Origin of the sequence: Blautia sp. HCN-20427 (assembly GCF_037890365.1) — a bacterium.
Classification (GTDB): domain Bacteria; phylum Bacillota; class Clostridia; order Lachnospirales; family Lachnospiraceae; genus Blautia.
This window is the reverse complement of sequence record NZ_JBBKBX010000003.1, coordinates 155,658-173,091: the sequence shown is the minus strand read 5'-3', so window position 1 is coordinate 173,091 and position 17,434 is coordinate 155,658. Positions and strand designations below refer to the sequence as shown.

The 17,434-nt window shown below is 43.4% G+C and carries 15 protein-coding genes and 1 tRNA gene; 4 read left to right on the top strand and 12 right to left on the bottom strand.

Features of this window, described 5'->3' with window-relative positions; genetic code table 11:
- Positions 1-307: 307 nt before the first annotated feature.
- The 10 genes from WKT17_RS03030 to WKT17_RS02985 all read right to left on the bottom strand — a co-directional run bounded on the left by WKT17_RS03030 (position 308) and on the right by WKT17_RS02985 (position 11,829).
- Positions 308-1,672 carry an MATE family efflux transporter gene (locus WKT17_RS03030; protein WP_291683310.1) on the bottom strand — a complete coding sequence of 455 codons (1,365 nt, stop codon included), beginning with the start codon at positions 1,670-1,672 and terminating at the stop codon, positions 308-310.
- A 30-nt stretch (positions 1,673-1,702) separates the two neighbouring features.
- Positions 1,703-2,536, bottom strand: a complete 834-nt coding sequence (dapF, locus tag WKT17_RS03025; protein WP_173748429.1) for a diaminopimelate epimerase — start codon at positions 2,534-2,536, stop codon at positions 1,703-1,705.
- A gap of 23 nt (positions 2,537-2,559) precedes the next feature.
- Positions 2,560-3,453 (bottom strand): aldose 1-epimerase family protein, encoded by an 894-nt coding sequence (locus tag WKT17_RS03020; protein ID WP_291683311.1) that lies wholly within the window; start codon positions 3,451-3,453, stop codon positions 2,560-2,562.
- A 162-nt stretch (positions 3,454-3,615) separates the two neighbouring features.
- Positions 3,616-3,777, bottom strand: a complete 162-nt coding sequence (gene rd / locus WKT17_RS03015; protein WP_173748425.1) for a rubredoxin — start codon at positions 3,775-3,777, stop codon at positions 3,616-3,618.
- Positions 3,778-3,988: 211 nt separating this feature from the next.
- The gene (locus WKT17_RS03010) at positions 3,989-4,372 is read right to left on the bottom strand and encodes a group II intron maturase-specific domain-containing protein (RefSeq protein ID WP_330660239.1); all 384 of its coding nucleotides are present in this window, start codon (positions 4,370-4,372) and stop codon (positions 3,989-3,991) included.
- Positions 4,373-4,491: 119 nt separating this feature from the next.
- Positions 4,492-4,830, bottom strand: a complete 339-nt coding sequence (locus WKT17_RS03005; protein ID WP_334298994.1) for a reverse transcriptase domain-containing protein — start codon at positions 4,828-4,830, stop codon at positions 4,492-4,494.
- A 12-nt stretch (positions 4,831-4,842) separates the two neighbouring features.
- The gene (locus tag WKT17_RS03000; protein WP_330625101.1) at positions 4,843-5,274 is read right to left on the bottom strand and encodes a hypothetical protein; all 432 of its coding nucleotides are present in this window, start codon (positions 5,272-5,274) and stop codon (positions 4,843-4,845) included.
- Between the two features lie 532 nt (positions 5,275-5,806).
- On the bottom strand, positions 5,807-7,141 hold the full coding sequence (locus WKT17_RS02995; protein WP_340271833.1) for a Na+/H+ antiporter family protein: 1,335 nt from the start codon (positions 7,139-7,141) through the stop codon (positions 5,807-5,809).
- Positions 7,142-7,233: 92 nt separating this feature from the next.
- Positions 7,234-8,769, bottom strand: coding sequence for a histidine ammonia-lyase (hutH, locus tag WKT17_RS02990; protein WP_173748422.1), 1,536 nt, complete (start codon positions 8,767-8,769; stop codon positions 7,234-7,236).
- 189 nt (positions 8,770-8,958) lie between these two features.
- Entirely contained in the window at positions 8,959-11,829 is a 2,871-nt protein-coding gene (locus tag WKT17_RS02985) for a BTAD domain-containing putative transcriptional regulator (RefSeq protein WP_291683313.1), read from the bottom strand.
- Positions 11,830-12,008: 179 nt separating this feature from the next.
- Here WKT17_RS02985 and WKT17_RS02980 point away from each other — a divergent pair, with 179 nt between their 5' ends.
- The 4 genes from WKT17_RS02980 (at position 12,009) to WKT17_RS02965 (ending at position 14,988) form a co-directional block, all read left to right on the top strand.
- Positions 12,009-12,401 carry a DUF3783 domain-containing protein gene (locus tag WKT17_RS02980; protein WP_173748418.1) on the top strand — a complete coding sequence of 131 codons (393 nt, stop codon included), beginning with the start codon at positions 12,009-12,011 and terminating at the stop codon, positions 12,399-12,401.
- Between the two features lie 138 nt (positions 12,402-12,539).
- On the top strand, positions 12,540-13,304 hold the full coding sequence (locus WKT17_RS02975) for a polysaccharide deacetylase family protein (protein ID WP_173748415.1): 765 nt from the start codon (positions 12,540-12,542) through the stop codon (positions 13,302-13,304).
- A 74-nt stretch (positions 13,305-13,378) separates the two neighbouring features.
- Complete coding sequence (locus WKT17_RS02970; RefSeq protein WP_294581157.1) at positions 13,379-13,969, top strand: sigma-70 family RNA polymerase sigma factor; 591 nt, start codon at positions 13,379-13,381, stop codon at positions 13,967-13,969.
- Entirely contained in the window at positions 13,966-14,988 is a 1,023-nt protein-coding gene (locus tag WKT17_RS02965; RefSeq protein ID WP_173748413.1) for a DUF4179 domain-containing protein, read from the top strand. Before WKT17_RS02970 ends, WKT17_RS02965 begins: the two co-directional genes overlap by 4 nt.
- A 90-nt stretch (positions 14,989-15,078) precedes the next feature.
- On the opposite strand, the gene WKT17_RS02960 is transcribed toward WKT17_RS02965, so the two are convergent.
- Both WKT17_RS02960 and WKT17_RS02955 read right to left on the bottom strand, forming a co-directional pair.
- Positions 15,079-17,256 carry a putative bifunctional diguanylate cyclase/phosphodiesterase gene (locus tag WKT17_RS02960; RefSeq protein WP_291683315.1) on the bottom strand — a complete coding sequence of 726 codons (2,178 nt, stop codon included), beginning with the start codon at positions 17,254-17,256 and terminating at the stop codon, positions 15,079-15,081.
- 86 nt (positions 17,257-17,342) lie between these two features.
- Positions 17,343-17,423, bottom strand: a tRNA-Leu gene (locus tag WKT17_RS02955).
- Positions 17,424-17,434 lie beyond the last annotated feature (11 nt).

The following is a 17,434-nucleotide window of genomic DNA, read 5'->3' as shown; positions in this document are numbered from 1 at the left end:
TCTGGTATAGTATAATATTTTTCACTTTTCATTTCACAACATTTTGTATTCCACAGTATATCACTTTTCACACAGGAAAGAAAGTGGGAATATTGCACAATTCTGTACTAATATTCTCCACTTTCCTCTATTATCCCCGTATTCAACATACTTCGACAAAATGTCACCTGACAAAAAAAGTTTTTCTTTTCCTGATTTTTTCCCTCTTTTCGTTTTATGGAAACCGGTTTTCGGCACAACATTATTGAAAGTGCACAATTTCATTTTTGTCAAGGGGTACTTTCTATTTTCTCCTGTAATATTTCGTTTATCTGGTAACGTTTCGCAGCCACTTATACGTTTTATAGCGGTACACCGAAAACGGTATCTTGATAATCTCATCGCTGCACAGCAGAATATAAACCCAGGGCATGGGAATCCCCAGAACAAAAGCCCCCACTGCAGAGCCCAGGATAGAGCAAAGCCACATCACGCTCACGTCCAGAATCAACCCGAACCGGGTGTCCCCTCCTGCCCGGAAAATCCCCACAATCATCGTGGTATTCACAGACTGCCCCACCACATAATAGGACATAATCAGCATCATAGCCGTCAGATAGCTTTTGGCCAGAGGGGTGAGATTCAGCAGGCTTTTAACCAGAGGCGAAATGCCCAGTATCAGAAGTCCCCCGCCGATACCGCATAAAACAGCAATCTTTACAAAGCGCCTTCCGTACTCTCTGGCCAGTTCCTCTTTCTTCTCTCCGATGGCCTTTCCAATCATAATAGCCGCTGCGCTGGAAATACCAAAGCCAATCACCATAGAAAGCTGTCTGCATACCTGCGCCACGGAGTGAGCTGCCACAGCAGAACTGCCCAGATGTCCCACAATAGCGGAAATAGCCGCCATACCCGCGCCCCATGCCAGTTCGTTTAAAAGCACCGGAAAGGCATAGGTAAAGAAATCTTTTCCCAGGGCTTTGTCTTTTACAAAGAAATCCCGCCAGCGAATTTTCACCACATCGTTCATCTTCACTGCATAAAAAACCACAATCAGCACTTCTATGGTTCTTGCAAGCAGCGTTCCCAGCGCTGCGCCTGCTGCTCCCATTGCCGGGACTCCCAAAAGTCCGAAAATAAAAATTGCATTAAAAATAATATTAGCCAGCAGAGACGTACCGTACACAACGGTAGCGATAACCACCTTCTCCACACTGCGGATAATATTCAGATACACATTGGTAAATGCAGACAGCATATAGGAAAATGCCACAATCCGCAGATAGCTGACCCCTGCCTCAATGACAGCCTGGTCTGTGGTAAAAATCCGCATTAAAAGAGCCGGAAACACCAGTGCTGCCAAAGTAAAGACTGCAGCAGCCAAAAGGGAAATCCGAAAAGACATACCCATAACCTTTTCAATGGTTCTGGTATCCTTCTTTCCCCAATATTGTGCCGTCAGCACACAAGCCCCGGAAGTCAGTCCGAAAAATAAAAGGGAAAGGATAAAATACACCTGATTTGCCAGGGAAACGCCGGAAAGCGCTGTCTCCCCTACCTTTCCAAGCATAATGACATCCGTAGAGGTTACACCTACGTTAATCAGATTCTGAATCGCCATAGGCATAACCAGACGGGCTACATTGGAATAAAACCTTTTATCTTCAAGGCTCATACTTCTTTTTAAAACCATTTCTCTAATCTTTTTCTCCTGTTTTTTTATTTAAAGCCGGATTTCTCCGTCAAATACCACCTGGGCCGGGCCAGTCATATAAACCAGATTGTCCTCTCTGTCCCAGGCAATCTTCAAATCTCCCCCTAAAAGCTTTACGGTGACTGCATCTTCCGTGTAACCGTTTAAAGCGCAGGCAACGGCCACAGCGCAGGCTCCTGTTCCGCAGGCCAGAGTTTCTCCGCTGCCCCTCTCCCAAACCCGCATTTCCACCGTTTTGCGGTCCAGAACACGGACAAATTCCGTATTCACACTCTCCGGAAAGGCCTGGTGTTTTTCAAAGTCCGGTCCCACCTTTTCAATATCCAGGTTCTGCACGTCCTCCACAAACACTACAGCATGAGGATTTCCCATCGATACCGCAGTCACCTCATAAATGTTTTCTCCTACGTTTAAAGGTTTGGCAATCACCGGAGACTGGGGATACTTCATAGGAATTTTCTCTGCTTCCAGTATGGGCCTTCCCATATTCACCCTGATTTCCACTGCCTTTCCGTCTTTCACCGTCAAATCCAGATACTTGATTCCGCTTTTGGTATCCACAGAAATCTGAGTCTTTTTAGTCAGACCATAGTCATACACATATTTTGCAACACAGCGAATACCATTTCCGCACATGGCTCCCTGACTTCCGTCTGCGTTGTACATTTCCATTTCAAAATCAGCTTTTTCAGATGGTTTGATTAAAATCAATCCGTCTGAACCAATGCCAAAATGACGGTCACTGACCTTTATAGCTGTTTCAGAAGGATGTTCTACCCTTTCCTCCAGACAATTCACATACACATAATCATTTCCGATTCCCTGCATTTTCGTAAACTTCATCTTCCGTTTCCTCCAATCTCCTGTCATCTGCTTTCTGATGTTTCCTGCAATTTCAATTTAAAAAATCCGGAATAATACCCCTTTGGCTGCAGTATCTGCAGGTTTTCCTGGGTTTCCAAATCCTCAATCACATCTTTTCGGGACGGCAGAGAACTCCATGGCTCTATGCACACATAAGGCGCATCTGTATGGGGCATATGCCAGATGCCCAGATAGGGAAGCCCCTTTGTTTCCATCTCCAGTCCCACACTTCCTTTTTCTGCTTCCAGACGCAGGCGGGTGGGAACATTTCTTAAGATAATGGCGTCATGGTCAAACAAATCATGCCGCAGGTGCAGCCGCTTCTGTTCGTCAAGTGGAAAGGCTTCATCCTTTCCGGTTACAAAGCAGTCTTCTGACATGCCTACCCGCATCATATTTTCTGAGGAAGCAAACGCAATATCATAGTCCTCAAAAGAGAGTCCCTCTTCCCAGGGAAGCAAAAAGCCGGGATGTCCGCCTATACCAAAGTACATTTTCTTTCTGTCTTTGTTCTTCACACTGTAAGTCACTTTCAGTTCCTTTCCCTGCAGCTGGTATTTCAATTTCAGTTCAAAGTGAAATGGATACTGCCGGTAAATTTCTTCACTGTCCCGTAAAGAAAATACGATTTTATCTGCTGTTTTGTCCTTTACCTTTAAAACAGAATCTTTCAGAAATCCATGAATATCCATTTCATAGGTTTTTCCCCGATATGTATATTTTCCCTGTGTCAAACGTGCAATGTACGGAAACAGGTTAATAGCGCTGTCTCCCCAGTATTTCTCATCTCTCTGCCACAAGTATTCTCTTCCTTTTGTATCCTTTATGGAACACATCTGTCCCCCCAGGTCTTCTATAGACACTTCCAGATTTTCATTTTTAATTGTGTAAATCATCCCTGTACTCCTCCTGTATAAAAATCCATTACCACTATATTAAAGCAATTTCGCCTTTTTCGCAAACAGATTTCTGCCAAAAAGCAAAAAAGAAGAAACCTCCTCTGTGGGAAATTTCTCCTTTTCCTGTTCTTTAACAGACTTTGCTGCTTGTATATGGAATTAGTCTTCCTCTACAAATTCTTCTTTTCCAAGACCACAGACTGGGCATACCCAATCTTCCGGAAGGTCTTCAAAAGCTGTTCCCGGTTCGATTCCGTTATCCGGGTCTCCTAATTCAGGGTCATATACATATCCGCATGGTTCACATACATATTTTTTCATGGTTAAATACCTCCTGTTAAAATTTATTTTTTCACATTTTCTGAAATTCATTCTTCAGTTCTTATTCAGTCTACCACAGTTTCTCAAAAGTTTCCAGACTAATTTTGTAAAGTTTTTAAAAATTTTTTCAAAATCGGGTAGGAGGTAAATAATTATTTTATTTACCGTCCTCCCACACCACCTAGCATACCGTTCGGTACTAGGCGGTTCTTTAGTTTTCACAAACTACCAGATAATAGTCAAGCATGGATGTATATCCTAGCTTGGCTATTATTTTCTTTGAAAAGATTTGATTCAAGACTTTCGCCATTCTCCAATATCCTTTTCTACTACATACAAGTTCCTTCGCTCTCCAATGTTCCATTCCCAATGCTTTCAACATTCGATACTTTGTTTTGATTTTCTTCCATTGTTTCCAATAAACTGCTCGGATTCTACGTCTTGCCCATTCATCCGTTGTTTTGAGAAGTCCTTTCATATCTGCTAGTCTAAAGTATTCCACCCATCCTCGCACATACTCTTGGTACTTCTTTTCTCGCTCTGCATTACTAATACCTTTGTTTCTATCAGTAAGTTCTCGAATTCTATTTTTCATCTTGGCTACTGACTTTTGATGTACTCTGAATCTGCATTTGCCTTTGCATCTATAAAAGGTATACCCTAGATACTTGACCTTGCTGATGTGAGCCACCTCTGTTTTCTTCCTGTTTACTTTCAGAAATAACTTTCCTTCAATAATATGTTGCTGAGCAACGGACTCAATGGTCCACCTTGTGGCATTCCGACTTCTGTTCGCTCGAATTTCCCGTTTGCCATCACTCCCGCATTCAGGTATTTTTGTATTAACGAAATCACTCTTCCATCCTTGATGGTTCGTGACAATACCTCTATTAACTTACTTTGACATACGGTATCAAAAAACTTCTCCAAGCCCATATCCACTACATATACATAGCCGTCATTTACGTTCTTTTGGCATTGTCTAAGGGCATCATGTGCTCCTCTTTTCGGTCTGAATCCAAAACTATTCTCTGAGAATTGCTCCTCAAAGATTGGTGAGAGTTCCTATGCTATCGCCTGTTGAATCACTCTGTCAACGACAGTAGGAACTCCCAGCTTTCGAAACTCGCCTTTTGTTTCCTTGGGTATTTCTACCCTGCGAACTGGGTTAGGCTTATATCTTCCTTCCCTTACCTCTTGGATTAAGGCTTCTTGGTTTCTTCTTAGGAAGGGCAGAAGTTCATCCACCTGCATTCCATCAATTCCGCCTTTCCCTTTGTTTCTTTTGACTTGCTTATAGGCATTGTTAAGATTGTCTTTCCGCAAAATCAAATCCAAAAGATTGTTCGTCCAATAGTCTGTGATGACACCGCTCTTTTCAGTAATCTTAGAGTAGTCGAACACTTCTGCATACTCTTTCTGTTCCGCAGATACCATTTGCAGATAGTCCTCTATATGAAGTTGTCTGTTCTTAAATCCACTTTCAGTTACATTCATTGCTTGTGTCTCCTAAAGTTCAGCCCTTCGCCGACGTTTGCAACCGTCGGTTTACTATGGCTTCTGCTGACTTCTCGCCATTCGTTGTTACTCACGGATTTCATACTCTGTTTCCATCCGCTGACGAGACCTCCCTTGGTACCACACGTCACTTTCTCTCCATGTATCTGCCACATTTACTATAGTTAATTCCGGGTAGTTATAGGACTTCAGTTTGTGTCGCAACCTTATCCTTAACTATAGCCTGATGTGATTTCTGTTCGTCAGACCAGAGATTTGCCATCCGACTTCCTTCAGATTCCACCTCACGATGGACACCCTTGTCATTGGCTGTATCCTTCCCACTACTAGGGCGGATTAGGGACTTGCACCCTTTAGTGACGTGCGCCGCAAGGCGCACGACAAAAGAATCTGCTCCGCAGGCGACGGAACAGATTCTTCCTGCATGATGTAACAATAGACGATTGCTATCTATTGTATATATAAGTGTAACGGGTGCCGAATCAGATTATCGAACATCCACGTCTTACTCTTATAAGAACTGAGCTGCAACGATTGCTGCAATCATCAGCGGGATATTGAAGTGTAAGAATGTCGGTACACAAGTATCCCAAATATGGTCATGCTGACCATCTGCGTTCAGACCGGAGGTTGGTCCAAGCGTGGTATCTGATGCAGGTGAACCAGCATCTCCAAGCGCTGCTGCTGCCGACATCAGAATGATTGTTGCTGCCGGTGAGAAACCAATCTCATGACATAACGGAACGTATAATACTGCCAGTACAGGAACTGTACCGAAAGAAGTACCAATACCCATGGTTACCAACAGACCAATTAAAGTAATAATCGTTGCTGCAATCCACTTATTTCCGCCCATTAAGGAAATCGCACTCTTAACAAGTTCATTTACAGCACCTGTATTCTGCAGAACAGTTGCAAAACCACCTGCTACCAACATAACAAATGCAATGAATCCCATTAATTTAATACCGCCCTGGAACTGCTCGTCAATATCTTTCGGTTTTACTGCACGGAAGATAAACATAACCAGAAGACCCCCAAGAGCTGCCACCGGAAGAGAACCGTAGATAATCTGAAGTGCAACTACAACGACGATAGCGGCCAGTGTTACCCAGTGTTCATATTTCAGTGTCAAATCTTCTGTTTCATGTACACCCTCAAGCTGAATATCTTTGTATTCACGAGGCTTTCTGTATGTAATGAATACGGCGATAGCAAGACCGATAACCATAGCTACTGCAAGAATCCAGTTTACTTTTGTGATATCCCCAACAGTAACTTTCCAGCCAAAATCTTTCGCATTATCGTTGATATTATCTCGGATAATACCCATGAAAATCAAACCAAATCCCATAGGAACTGCGATGTACGGTGCTTTATGACCAAAAGCGATAGTACATGCAACTCCACGTCTGTCCAGTTTCATCTTGTTCATCATAGCCAGTAATGGCGGAACCAGAATCGGGATGTATGCAATGTGAATCGGAATGATATTCTGGGATGCACATGCAATAACCAGTAAGATAGTCAACAGAATCCATTTATTTCCGCCTACTGCTTTTGCAATTTTTTTGGAAAGGATTTCCGTGATACCGGTATAAGCCATAGCAGAAGCAAAAGTACCAAGCAGTACGTAAGCCAATGCTGTTTCTGCATTGCCGCTGAAACCGGCCACTACAGAACTCATAATACTTGCTTCATCACCGCTGCTGACAATGGGCAGTCCGCCGATAAGTCCGGCAACAAATAATGAAATTAACATGGATAAAAGTACATTTACTTTCAACAGGCAGAGTACACAAAGAAGTAACACTGCCACAATAACAGGATTAAGTAAATTTTCCATAAATAAACCTCCCTCTTTTTTACCTTGATGCCGCCGCTAAAGGGGTCCCTCTCCAAACGCCGCGGCACCGCACCCGCAATATAAATTTTGCTTTATCTTGTTTCGATTGCCTGACCGATAGCTTCCTCAACTGCTTTAATCAGAGAACCATTTTCAATGATTTCTTCGCAGTAGTTGATATCACCGTATAATTCGCGGTCATCATCTAAGGTTGCCACCTGTTTACGAACTAAATCGTAAGCAGCCTGTGTACCTTTACCAAGGCCTTTATTTCCTCTCATATCGATACCCTGGCAGGCAACCATCAATTCCATAGCAAGAACACGTCTTACGTTCTTAGCAATCTCTCCAGCTTTTCTTGCTGCAATGGTACCCATGGATACATGGTCTTCCTGACCTGCAGAAGACGGAATACTGTCAACAGATGCAGGATGTGCAAGAACCTTGTTTTCAGATACTAATGCTGCTGCTGAGTACTGAACAATCATGAAACCGGAGCAAACTCCACCGTGCGGTGTAAGGAATGCAGGCAAATCACTGTATGCCGGGTTTACCAGACGCTCAATACGTCTTTCAGAAACGTTTGCCAGTTCAGCTACACCGATACCAAGGAAGTCAAAGCTAAGCGCCATTGGCTGACCGTGGAAGTTACCGCCTGAAATACCTGCACGGTCTTCCTTGAAGATAATCGGGTTATCTGTTACAGAATTGATTTCAATATTTACTCTATCTAATACATAGTTGATGGCGTCTTTGCTTGCGCCGTGAATCTGCGGTGAACATCTTAAGGAATAAGCGTCCTGTACGCGGATTTCGCCCTGGCGTGTAGTATTTTTGCTGCCTTCCAGCAATTTCAGAAGGTTTCTTGCAGTAGCAAGCTGTCCGGAGTGCGGACGTACATCATGTACTCTGTGGTCTAAGGCGTCTACCACACCGTTCTGTGCTTCAAAGCAAAGAGCGTCAGCAATATCCGCTACTTTCAGTAAGTTCAATGCATCATAAAGTGCAAGAGAACCTGCAGAAGTCATAGCCTGTGTACCATTGTTTAAAGCCAGACCTTCTTTTGCAGATAATTCAATTGTAGGAATACCTGCACGTTTCATTGCTTCTGCGCCCGGAAGGAGTTCGCCTTCGTAATAAGCCATACCAAGTCCCAGCATTGGCAGAACCATATGAGACAATGGTGCAAGGTCACCGGAAGCGCCTAAAGAACCTTTTTCCGGAATAAATGCTGTCACGCCTTTGTTCAGCATATCAACCATGGTCTGTACAGTTTCCAGACGGATACCTGAGAATCCTTTTACCAGATTGTTGATACGAAGAAGCATAATGCCCCTTGCAATATCTTCTGAGAACGGATTTCCGGCACCTACCGCATGTGTAATAATCAGGTTTTTCTGAAGTGCTTTACACTGATCCTGTGAAATCACCACATCACTGAACTTACCAAATCCGGTAGTGATTCCGTATACAACCTTTTCTTCCGCAACCAGGTCATCAACTACCTTTCTGGATTCGATGATGTTCTGTTTTGCTTCTTCTGCTAATTCGATTTTCGCATGACCACGACAAATAGCAGCAATCTGCTCCAGTGTCAGGTCTTTTCCCGTGATTACAATATTACTCATATCGCACCCTCTTTTCCTATATATATTATATGTGGAATTATACAGATTTAGGTGTCAAAAAAGCGTCAATAAATGTCATTTTGCATAATGTATTTTTAGACGTTTTGTAGAACGCTTGTATTTATCCACATCCCCAAAGCATGTTGCTTCGATACAAGTGTACAACTTTACTATATTAACACAATAAAATCACCCGGTAATGTAAGACTGAATCTCTTCCAAAAGCCGCATGGTTGTGGGATTTTTGATTTTATCTGACAACTCTTTGCTGTCCCGGTAATAGTCTCTGGCTTCTTCTTTTCTGTTCTCTCTCCACAGAAGCATAGCCATGTAAGCCTCTGCTCTCTCCAGTCCCCAGTAATATCCATGGCGTTTCAGACAGGAAACGGCTTTTTCCAGATATTCTTCTGCCAGCTTATCCTGCTGCTGCAAATAAAAAATCTGTCCCAAACCGGAATAAAACTGCCCCAAACCGTTGGTGATTACTTTTCCGGTTCCCATTTCCACTGCCTTTGTATAGCAGACAACGGCTGCCTCCAAATCCTCCTGCTTTCTCTTAATATCTCCCAGATATCCGTGGCAGGCAGCAATGCTCATGCGGAAATGCTCTTTTTCCTCTGCGCAGGTGCGGAAAAGTTCCATAGCCTCATTCAGCGTTTTCTCCGCCTCTTCGTATGCGCCTTTATGCAGCAGATACCACCCTTTCAGCCTGGTAAAAACGCCTTTTTCCTCTGCAGGCTGTTCTTCTTTTTCCAAAAGCTCCAGTCCTCTGTTTACAAATTCCTCCACTCGAGCCAAATCCTCCACCTGAATACCATAGAAAATCATCTGCTTGAAATTATTCAGCAGCATTTTCTTTTCTCCCAGGTTCTCTGCCAGTTCCATACTCTTTACAATACAGGAAATTCCTGTATTGTACTCTCCCACTGCGATTTTGTAACGCCCTTTGACGTAATACATTTCCATTTTCATTTCCTGTGCCTGATGAGAATTGTCCTCCAGACGAATGACCTCTTCTGCCAGAGCCAGCATTTCCCCTGCCCCTGCCGTAACGCCAAATTCATCATCGCCATATTCAATCTCCCAATGAAGTACAGGAAAATTCTCATTCACAATGGTATAGTATTCTTTCAGGTATTTTATCTTATACTCATATGTTTTCACCTGGTTATGGCATCTCTCATAGTGGTGAATAATCATTGGAAGACACTCGAAATTTTTTTTCGTCTCCGCCTGGCTTTCATAATATTCCGCCAGTATCTGGTGGTACATCCGCCGCTTGCCTACACTTTGCCGCTCATACAGATATTCTCTGAAAATCCGGTGGACAAACTTATAATAAATATTCCAGCCCACCAGTATTTCCTTAATGAGCCGCCTCTCCTGAAGCCGTTCCAGGACCTGAATCAAAGTCAGCCGGTCTAAGCCCGGAAGCAGAAGTTCCAATTCCTCGATACTGATTTTCTCCGGAAAAAGGGACAGACACTCCAAAACCTCTGTCTCCATCGGGGGAAGTTCCGCCAGCCGGGCCTTAATGACATTGGTGGCCTTAGGGGAAATTTCCAGGGTATAGCCCTTTTCTTTAATGAGATTCATGAGTTCCATAAGGAAAAAGGCATTTCCGTCTGTCATCCGGTAAATATTTTCCCTTTTTTCCTCTTCTTTGTCCAGCTGGGGCAAATACCTGTGCAGCAATTCATCGGTTTCCTTTTTTGTAAACGAATTTAAGGCAATAACCTGCAGGCAATCCTTTTTCATGAGTTTTTCCAGGGATTCCATAACCTTTGTATCGCTGTCCTGACTATAGGTGCACATCAGCAGAATCCTGTCCGTGCCCATGGTGAGAAGTACACGATTCAAAAGCTGAAAACTCATCTGATCCATATACTGAATATCGTCAAAAAACAGCACTACTTTATGACGCTGCACAATTCGCCGAAACATTTCCAACACCGACTGTTCCATAATCTGATAGGTGAGTCGTCCCATTTTTTCATTTCCTTCAGAGAGAATTCCCTTCAGCACTTTTTTCAGTTTTCCTCTTTCATCATCCGTAATGTCCCGTTCCAGAAGCCCGCTTTCCATGCACTGCTCGATTTCCCAGAAAATATCATTCCAGGGACGGAGGAAAAATTCGCTTTCGTCTTTATAGCAGGCCGCATACAAAGACACCATCTGATACCCTTTTACCATCTGCCTGGTCTTTTCCAAAAGGGCGGATTTTCCCACGCCTTCTTCTCCTCCTATGGCAACACACTGGGGATGCGGCCATTTCCCTGAACCGGTAAGGCACTCGCTGATACGATAAATTTCCTCTGTCCTTCCCGTAAACGGCAAATTCCAGCTGCCATTGTCCACAGCAATATTTCCCTTCACATTGAAAATACGGTGAAACAGTTCTGTAACCTCCGGTGAAGGCTCTACTCCCAGTTCTTCCTCCAGCACTTTTTCCAAATCATAATACAGCTTAATGGCCATATTATAATTGCCCCCGGACGCATAAATATCCATAACCTCCTGATAAAGCTTTTCATTATAAGGGTCATGCTTTAACAGGATGTTGCTGTATTTCTGTATCTGAGACATATCCTTCACCGCATCGGCCTCATAAAGTCTCTGACGGACAGACTTAATAAAAGACTGGTTGTACTGCTCCTGCATGGCATCCACCCATTCCTCAAATTCATAACTGTTTTTAATATGAAAATGAGACAGGAAACCTTCTTCCTCATGTTCCAGAATATTCTCCTCTGTAATGCTGTCCCAGTCAATCTCGGGCATACATTCCGGATTCAGGGAAATGCTGGTGTGTCCCGCAGTCACCAGTATTTCCTTTCCCAACAGTTTTTTTATCTGATAGACAGCTTCCCGCAGATTTTTCCGTCCTACATTTTCATTGTCCGCTCCCCAGAGCACATAAATAATTTCTTCTCTTGTGGCAGTCTTTTTCACGCACAGATAATAGAAAAATCCTTCTGCTTTCTTGTAAGGAAAATTCACTCTTTCCCCATTTGCTTCTACATATGGTCTGCCCAAAAGATGTACTTTGATTCTATCCAAATTCTATCCCTCACATTCTATATACCCCTAAGTATACTAATCTCCATGTCCAATGTCAACATACGCAAAGCGCAAAAAATTCGTCTAAAACTTTCTTGAAATTTCTCAGAAAATCCGTTGAAAAATTTTCTCTTAAAGTATATGATTACAGTATCACATACGCATTAGGGGGACATAACATGAACCGCAAACCAACCATACTTTACTATGACAACGGGCAGGAGGACAAGCGCAGACTGCTGGAAAAATCCATAAACCGTATGGGCTTTTCCCTGATGCCTGTCACGCCGGCCCATTTTCAGCAGACCGTAGGATATCTGGCAAAAGTCAAGGGATTTCCTATGAAGAAGATTTCTCCCCTGGAAGTACTTCCCGGCATCTCTCAGGAAGTCATGGTCTTATGTTATTTTTCCGAGGAAAATCTGGATACCCTGTTGGCTGCCATGAAAAACGGCAAAATTCCCCAGGTAGCACTGAAAGCCATCCTGACTGCCCAAAACAGTTTCTGGACGTTTATCCAGCTTTTTCAGGAATTAATTGAGGAACACCAGAGACTTCATCAGGAAGAATAAACGGGTTTCTTCTATAATAATAGGGAATTGGAGAACGAAAGTAAATATGGACTGCCGGGGTCTTATGGACCCCGGTTCTTTTTCTCCCCTCTGTGTCATAAACTGTAGATAACCAATCTTCTGAAGGTGGATTTCCTTTTGTCTAAAAAACTACTCAATACCGCTGTGATACTTTCCTTTGCGGGCCTGCTTTTTCTGTGCGCTTCTGCCCTCCTTCCGGACATTGTCTCCGTAAGCAGCACTGTCGGGGGCAGGGAACTTCCGATTTACTGTGTGGAAACCGAAAAACCACAGATTTCTATCAGCTTTGACGCGGCTTGGGGCAACGAAGACACCCAAACACTTCTGGATATTCTGGCCAAACATAACGTAAAAGCCACGTTTTTCATGACTGGGGGCTGGGTAGAAAGCTATCCTGATGATGTAAAAAAAATATACGAAGCCGGGCATGATTTGGGCAATCACAGCGAAAATCACAAATACATGACGAAATTAAGTGATGAAGAAAAGACCCGGGAACTGATGACCGTACATAATAAGGTAAAAGAACTGACTGGCTACGATATGTTCCTCTTCCGTCCTCCCTACGGAGATTACAACAACGAAGTGGTCAGCAATGCCCGTAAAAATAACTATTACCCCATCCAGTGGAATATTGACTCCCTGGACTGGAAAGATTACGGTGCTGACGACATTGTCAAACGGGTTACAGAAAGCAAGAATCTCGGCAACGGCAGTATCATTCTCTGCCACAACGGCGCCAAATACACCAAAGACGCCCTGGATGCCGTTCTTACCACTCTTCAGGATAAAGGCTATGAATTTGTCCCCATTTCCCAGTTGATTTACAGGGAAAACTACCACATGAACCACGAAGGCCGGCAAATCCCGGATAAGAATTAAATTTTTCAAAAAATGATAGAAAATGCAAAAAAAGAAACGAATATATAGTATAAGACAAAATACAGAAGGGAATGATGACAGCCATGAAAGTCACGGAAGAAAATTTTATTCCGCTGCTTTGCCGGAAACATGAAAAAGCACTGGAATATTGCATGCTGCATTACGGCGGTCTGGTAAAAGCTGTGGTGCACCGTTATCTGGGGAGTCTGCCTCAGTACGAAGAAGAATGTCAAAACGATGTCTTCTTTGCTGTATGGAACCATATTGACGCTTATGACCCGGAAAGAAATCCATTTGCCAACTGGATTGCAGGGGTTGCAAGATTAAAAGCGCTGGACTGCAAAAGAAAATATGCCTCTCGTATGCTGGAAACAAGCTGGGAGGCTATGGAAGAAACAGGACAGCCCGTGATACAGGCAGAGTTTTCTGCAGAACTTCAGGCCGTAGAGGAAGAATTTTCAGAGGAAACCCAACAGATACTTGCCTGCTTAAAACCCAAAGACCGGGAACTTTTCCTCCGACTCTACATAGAAGAGGAAAATATGGAGGAAGTCAGCCAGTCCACCGGTCTTGCTAAACCTGTGATTTACAACCGCCTTTCCAGAGGAAAGAAGCGGATTCGCAGCCTGTTTTCTGCAAACAGAGAAAGGAGCCCTCGCTTATGAATGAACAGATTTATACCCTCTTAAACGAAATCGATAATCAACCGGATTCCTATGAAATTCCTCAGGTATCTGATTTGGAAATGAAAAAATGGAAAAAACAATTTTCTTCCCGCCGTGTTTCCCGCCGCAGCCGTAAAAAATATGTGGCTGCTGCTGCGATTGTGTGTATTCTTGGAGGTTCTCTGCTTTTTCCTCCTGCACAGTTTATAGCATACGCCGGTATGAAGACTGTCACCTACAACCTTTCCCAGCTTCTGGGAATTCAGAAGGATTTGTCCCCTTACCGTACCATGGTAGGAAAATCCATAAGCAAAGACGGATATACGGTTACTCTCAATGATGTGGTATTAGATGAAAACATCCTTTACATCTCGGATACCTTTACTCTGCCCCAAAAGAATGAAAACTTTCTGGAACAGGGCGGTACACTTGCAGATGTTAATGTCTTTATTAATGGCAAAATGGTCTCCTGGGGCGCCAGCGGCGGAACGGAGCAGGCAGATGACTATAACCTGGTTTCTTCCAGGAGAATGTCTCTTGATTCTATTGATGCCTCTCAAAATCTGGATATTGAACTGCACTATTCCATGGGCGGCAAAAGTATTGGCAGCTTTTCCTTCACCGCTACAGGAAAAGACCTGATGGCTTCCACTTATACAGTTTCCCTGGATACCACCATAACTCTGCCGGATAAAACCGCCATCCGCTTCTACAAATATTCTTCCAATGCCATGGGACAGCGGATTTACTTTAAAACCTCTACACCGGATACGGTTCCCGCCTATCATATTCTCCTAAAAGGAGAGGATAACCTTGGCAATCCGGTAGAATTTTCCATACGCACCATCCATACAGGTATAGGCTGCATGGAGGTGGACACTCTGGAGAACGGCTATGTCAGTGACGATGCACAGACTCTGACACTCACTCCGTATATTGCAAAAATGCCCCAGGAGAGCGGACAAATGAGCAATGACTACCAGCCTGCAGGGGACAGCTTTACTGTTACTGTAAAATAGCGGTTTTGATTTCTCAGATATAGAAAGGCAGCGGCATGAAACAGCACTTCGAAATGCTTCCGATTTGCTCTTCATGTCACTGCCATCTTTTTAACAGTTCATATCTGCTGTTTGCCTTTGGTATTTTTCCCTCCATACTTCAAATTCTTCTACTGGAAGAGGTGCTGAATACACATATCCCTGAATGAAATCGCAGTCCATGTCTCGAAGTACCTCTACCTGTTCCATCTGCTCGATTCCCTCTGCTACCACATCCATCCCCAAACTGTGGGCAAGACGAATAATGTTTTCCACAATTTTCCGTGATTTCTCATTTTCATTAACAAAAAATTCCCTGTCCAGCTTCAAAATATCCACCTGAAAATCCTTCAGCAGAGAAAGCGACGAATAGGCAAATCCAAAATCATCCAGCGATACCGTAAATCCACAGGCACGAAAATGGTCTAATATATTCTTCACAAAAGAAAGCTGATTATCTTCCAGAAATACCGTTTCCGTAAGTTCCAACTCTATGACCCCGTCGGGGATACCGTAGCGTTCTTTTACCTCCTGATAGCTTTTCCACACATCGCTTCCCGCACGCTTCAAATGATATCGAGAAAGATTGACAGAAATCCCCGTCACAGTCCTGCCTTCCCGAATCCAGCGGCTCATCAGACCGCATACTTCTTCAAACATATATAAATCAAGCTTACATATTTTTCCATTTCTTTCAAACAGCGGAATAAAATCTGCCGGACTGATAATCCCCGCCTCCGGATGAATCCATCGAACCAGAGCCTCTGCCTTACAGGGCTGGCTGTGGGACGGTGATACTTTCGGCTGAAGATAAACCTGAAAATCGTGGTTTTTCAGCGATTCTTCAAACATATTGTTCAGCCATTTCTCCCTGTCAAATTTTCCGGATATGCTGCCGCTGAAAAAGCTGCAGACGTTTTGCTCTGTTCCCATTTTGCTGGCATAGACAGCTTTATTCATCACAGAACTGACTTCTTGAGAATTTTCCAACATGCATACCCCTACGGTGAAATCAATCCGATATCCGCTAAATTTCTGATTTACCATGCTGTTTATCTTTTCAATCTCTGTCTGGATTCTCCTGGAAATAATTTCTTCTTCCGATTCCTGTAAAAACAAGAAAAAGTGATCCATACCGCTTCTGCAAATCAATTCCTGCTCTCTCAAAATTCCCGCAAAGTTCTGATACACAAACTGCAGCGTTTTGTTTCCGTCCTCTTCACTCCAACTTTCATTGATATAGCGGAAATCCACAACATTCAGATACACAATACAGAAAATTCCCCCTTTGCTGTCTGCCACTTTCTCCGCCTGCTCCAAAAATCCTCCTCTGTTATATCCTCCCGTCAGATTATCTATCAAAAACAGCTTTTCTTTCTTTTTATTTTCTTTCAGCAGACAAAATATCAATATCAGAAATAAAATCAGCACTAGAAAGAACAGCGCAATATAACCATCCATATAAACGCCAATTTGGGATAATAAAACATTAGAAGGAATAATCGCCGCCTGTTCCCAGTCTGTGCCTTCCACCTCACATACACTCACAAACACCGTCCCAGTATCCGGCAGTTCTTTCTGATATACACAGTTCCCCTGTACTTCCGCCTTTTTCAGCAGCTTTTTTACATCCTTATCGGTTATGGAAATAGAAGAATCACCTTCCATAATCATACGTTCCCGATTGTCCATATCCAACAGAATACTGATGCCATACCCCAGATAATCCGTCTGGTTTACCAAAGACTGTATATCCTTATAACTTTGTATTCCCAGCAGCAGCCTGACCGGTTCTCCTTCTTTTCTGACAGGTGCAGAAAAAAGAATGCTTTTATCTTTTACATAAGAAACTACCGACTCCTTCCAGGCTTCCTGGTGTTCTTCTATCCAGTCTTTCACATACGCATAATCCTCTACTGTTGGAAAAAGTGTTCCATCCTCAGACACCAGAATCAGCTTATCCAGTTCCAGCGACTCTTTCTTTCTCTCCAGCAGCCCTTCTGTCAGCAGAAATTCCGGCATTCGACTTAAGCTATCTGCAAAATCACTGATAAATTCTTCTCCTGATTTCAAGCGATAAGATATATGGGCGGCCAGCTGTTGATTATTGTCTGACACATACTCTTCCGCTATTTTGTCCAGCATTTTTCCAAACAGCACTGTATTGCACAATCCACCGCCAAAAACTACAAACACCACTGCCAGAATCCACCATGCCAAAGTCTTTCCCCGTTTTTTTTCTTTTTCCACTTCTTTGCCCCCGCTCTTTCTCCACTGTAAAAAGGGTGCCACTCAGTCATCACTCTGATGCTTGCTGCGACACCCTTGCTGTTTACTGCGGATAACAGGACTTGAACCTGCACGTCGTAGACACCAGAACCTAAATCTGGCGCGTCTGCCAATTCCGCCATATCCGCATATTCCATAT

What these genes read in the sequence shown, in the direction of transcription:
- WKT17_RS03010 (WP_330660239.1), bottom strand. Translation starts at nt 4,372, where the DNA reads ATGAAAAATAGAATTCGAGAACTTACTGATAGAAACAAAGGTATTAGT.
- WKT17_RS02995 (WP_340271833.1), bottom strand. Translation starts at nt 7,141, where the DNA reads ATGGAAAATTTACTTAATCCTGTTATTGTGGCAGTGTTACTTCTTTGT.
- WKT17_RS03030 (WP_291683310.1), bottom strand. Translation starts at nt 1,672, where the DNA reads ATGGTTTTAAAAAGAAGTATGAGCCTTGAAGATAAAAGGTTTTATTCC.
- WKT17_RS02970 (WP_294581157.1), top strand. Translation starts at nt 13,379, where the DNA reads ATGACAGCCATGAAAGTCACGGAAGAAAATTTTATTCCGCTGCTTTGC.
- WKT17_RS02965 (WP_173748413.1), top strand. Translation starts at nt 13,966, where the DNA reads ATGAATGAACAGATTTATACCCTCTTAAACGAAATCGATAATCAACCG.
- rd (WP_173748425.1), bottom strand. Translation starts at nt 3,777, where the DNA reads ATGAAAAAATATGTATGTGAACCATGCGGATATGTATATGACCCTGAA.
- hutH (WP_173748422.1), bottom strand. Translation starts at nt 8,769, where the DNA reads ATGAGTAATATTGTAATCACGGGAAAAGACCTGACACTGGAGCAGATT.
- WKT17_RS03000 (WP_330625101.1), bottom strand. Translation starts at nt 5,274, where the DNA reads ATGAATGTAACTGAAAGTGGATTTAAGAACAGACAACTTCATATAGAG.
- WKT17_RS02980 (WP_173748418.1), top strand. Translation starts at nt 12,009, where the DNA reads ATGAACCGCAAACCAACCATACTTTACTATGACAACGGGCAGGAGGAC.
- dapF (WP_173748429.1), bottom strand. Translation starts at nt 2,536, where the DNA reads ATGAAGTTTACGAAAATGCAGGGAATCGGAAATGATTATGTGTATGTG.
- WKT17_RS03020 (WP_291683311.1), bottom strand. Translation starts at nt 3,453, where the DNA reads ATGATTTACACAATTAAAAATGAAAATCTGGAAGTGTCTATAGAAGAC.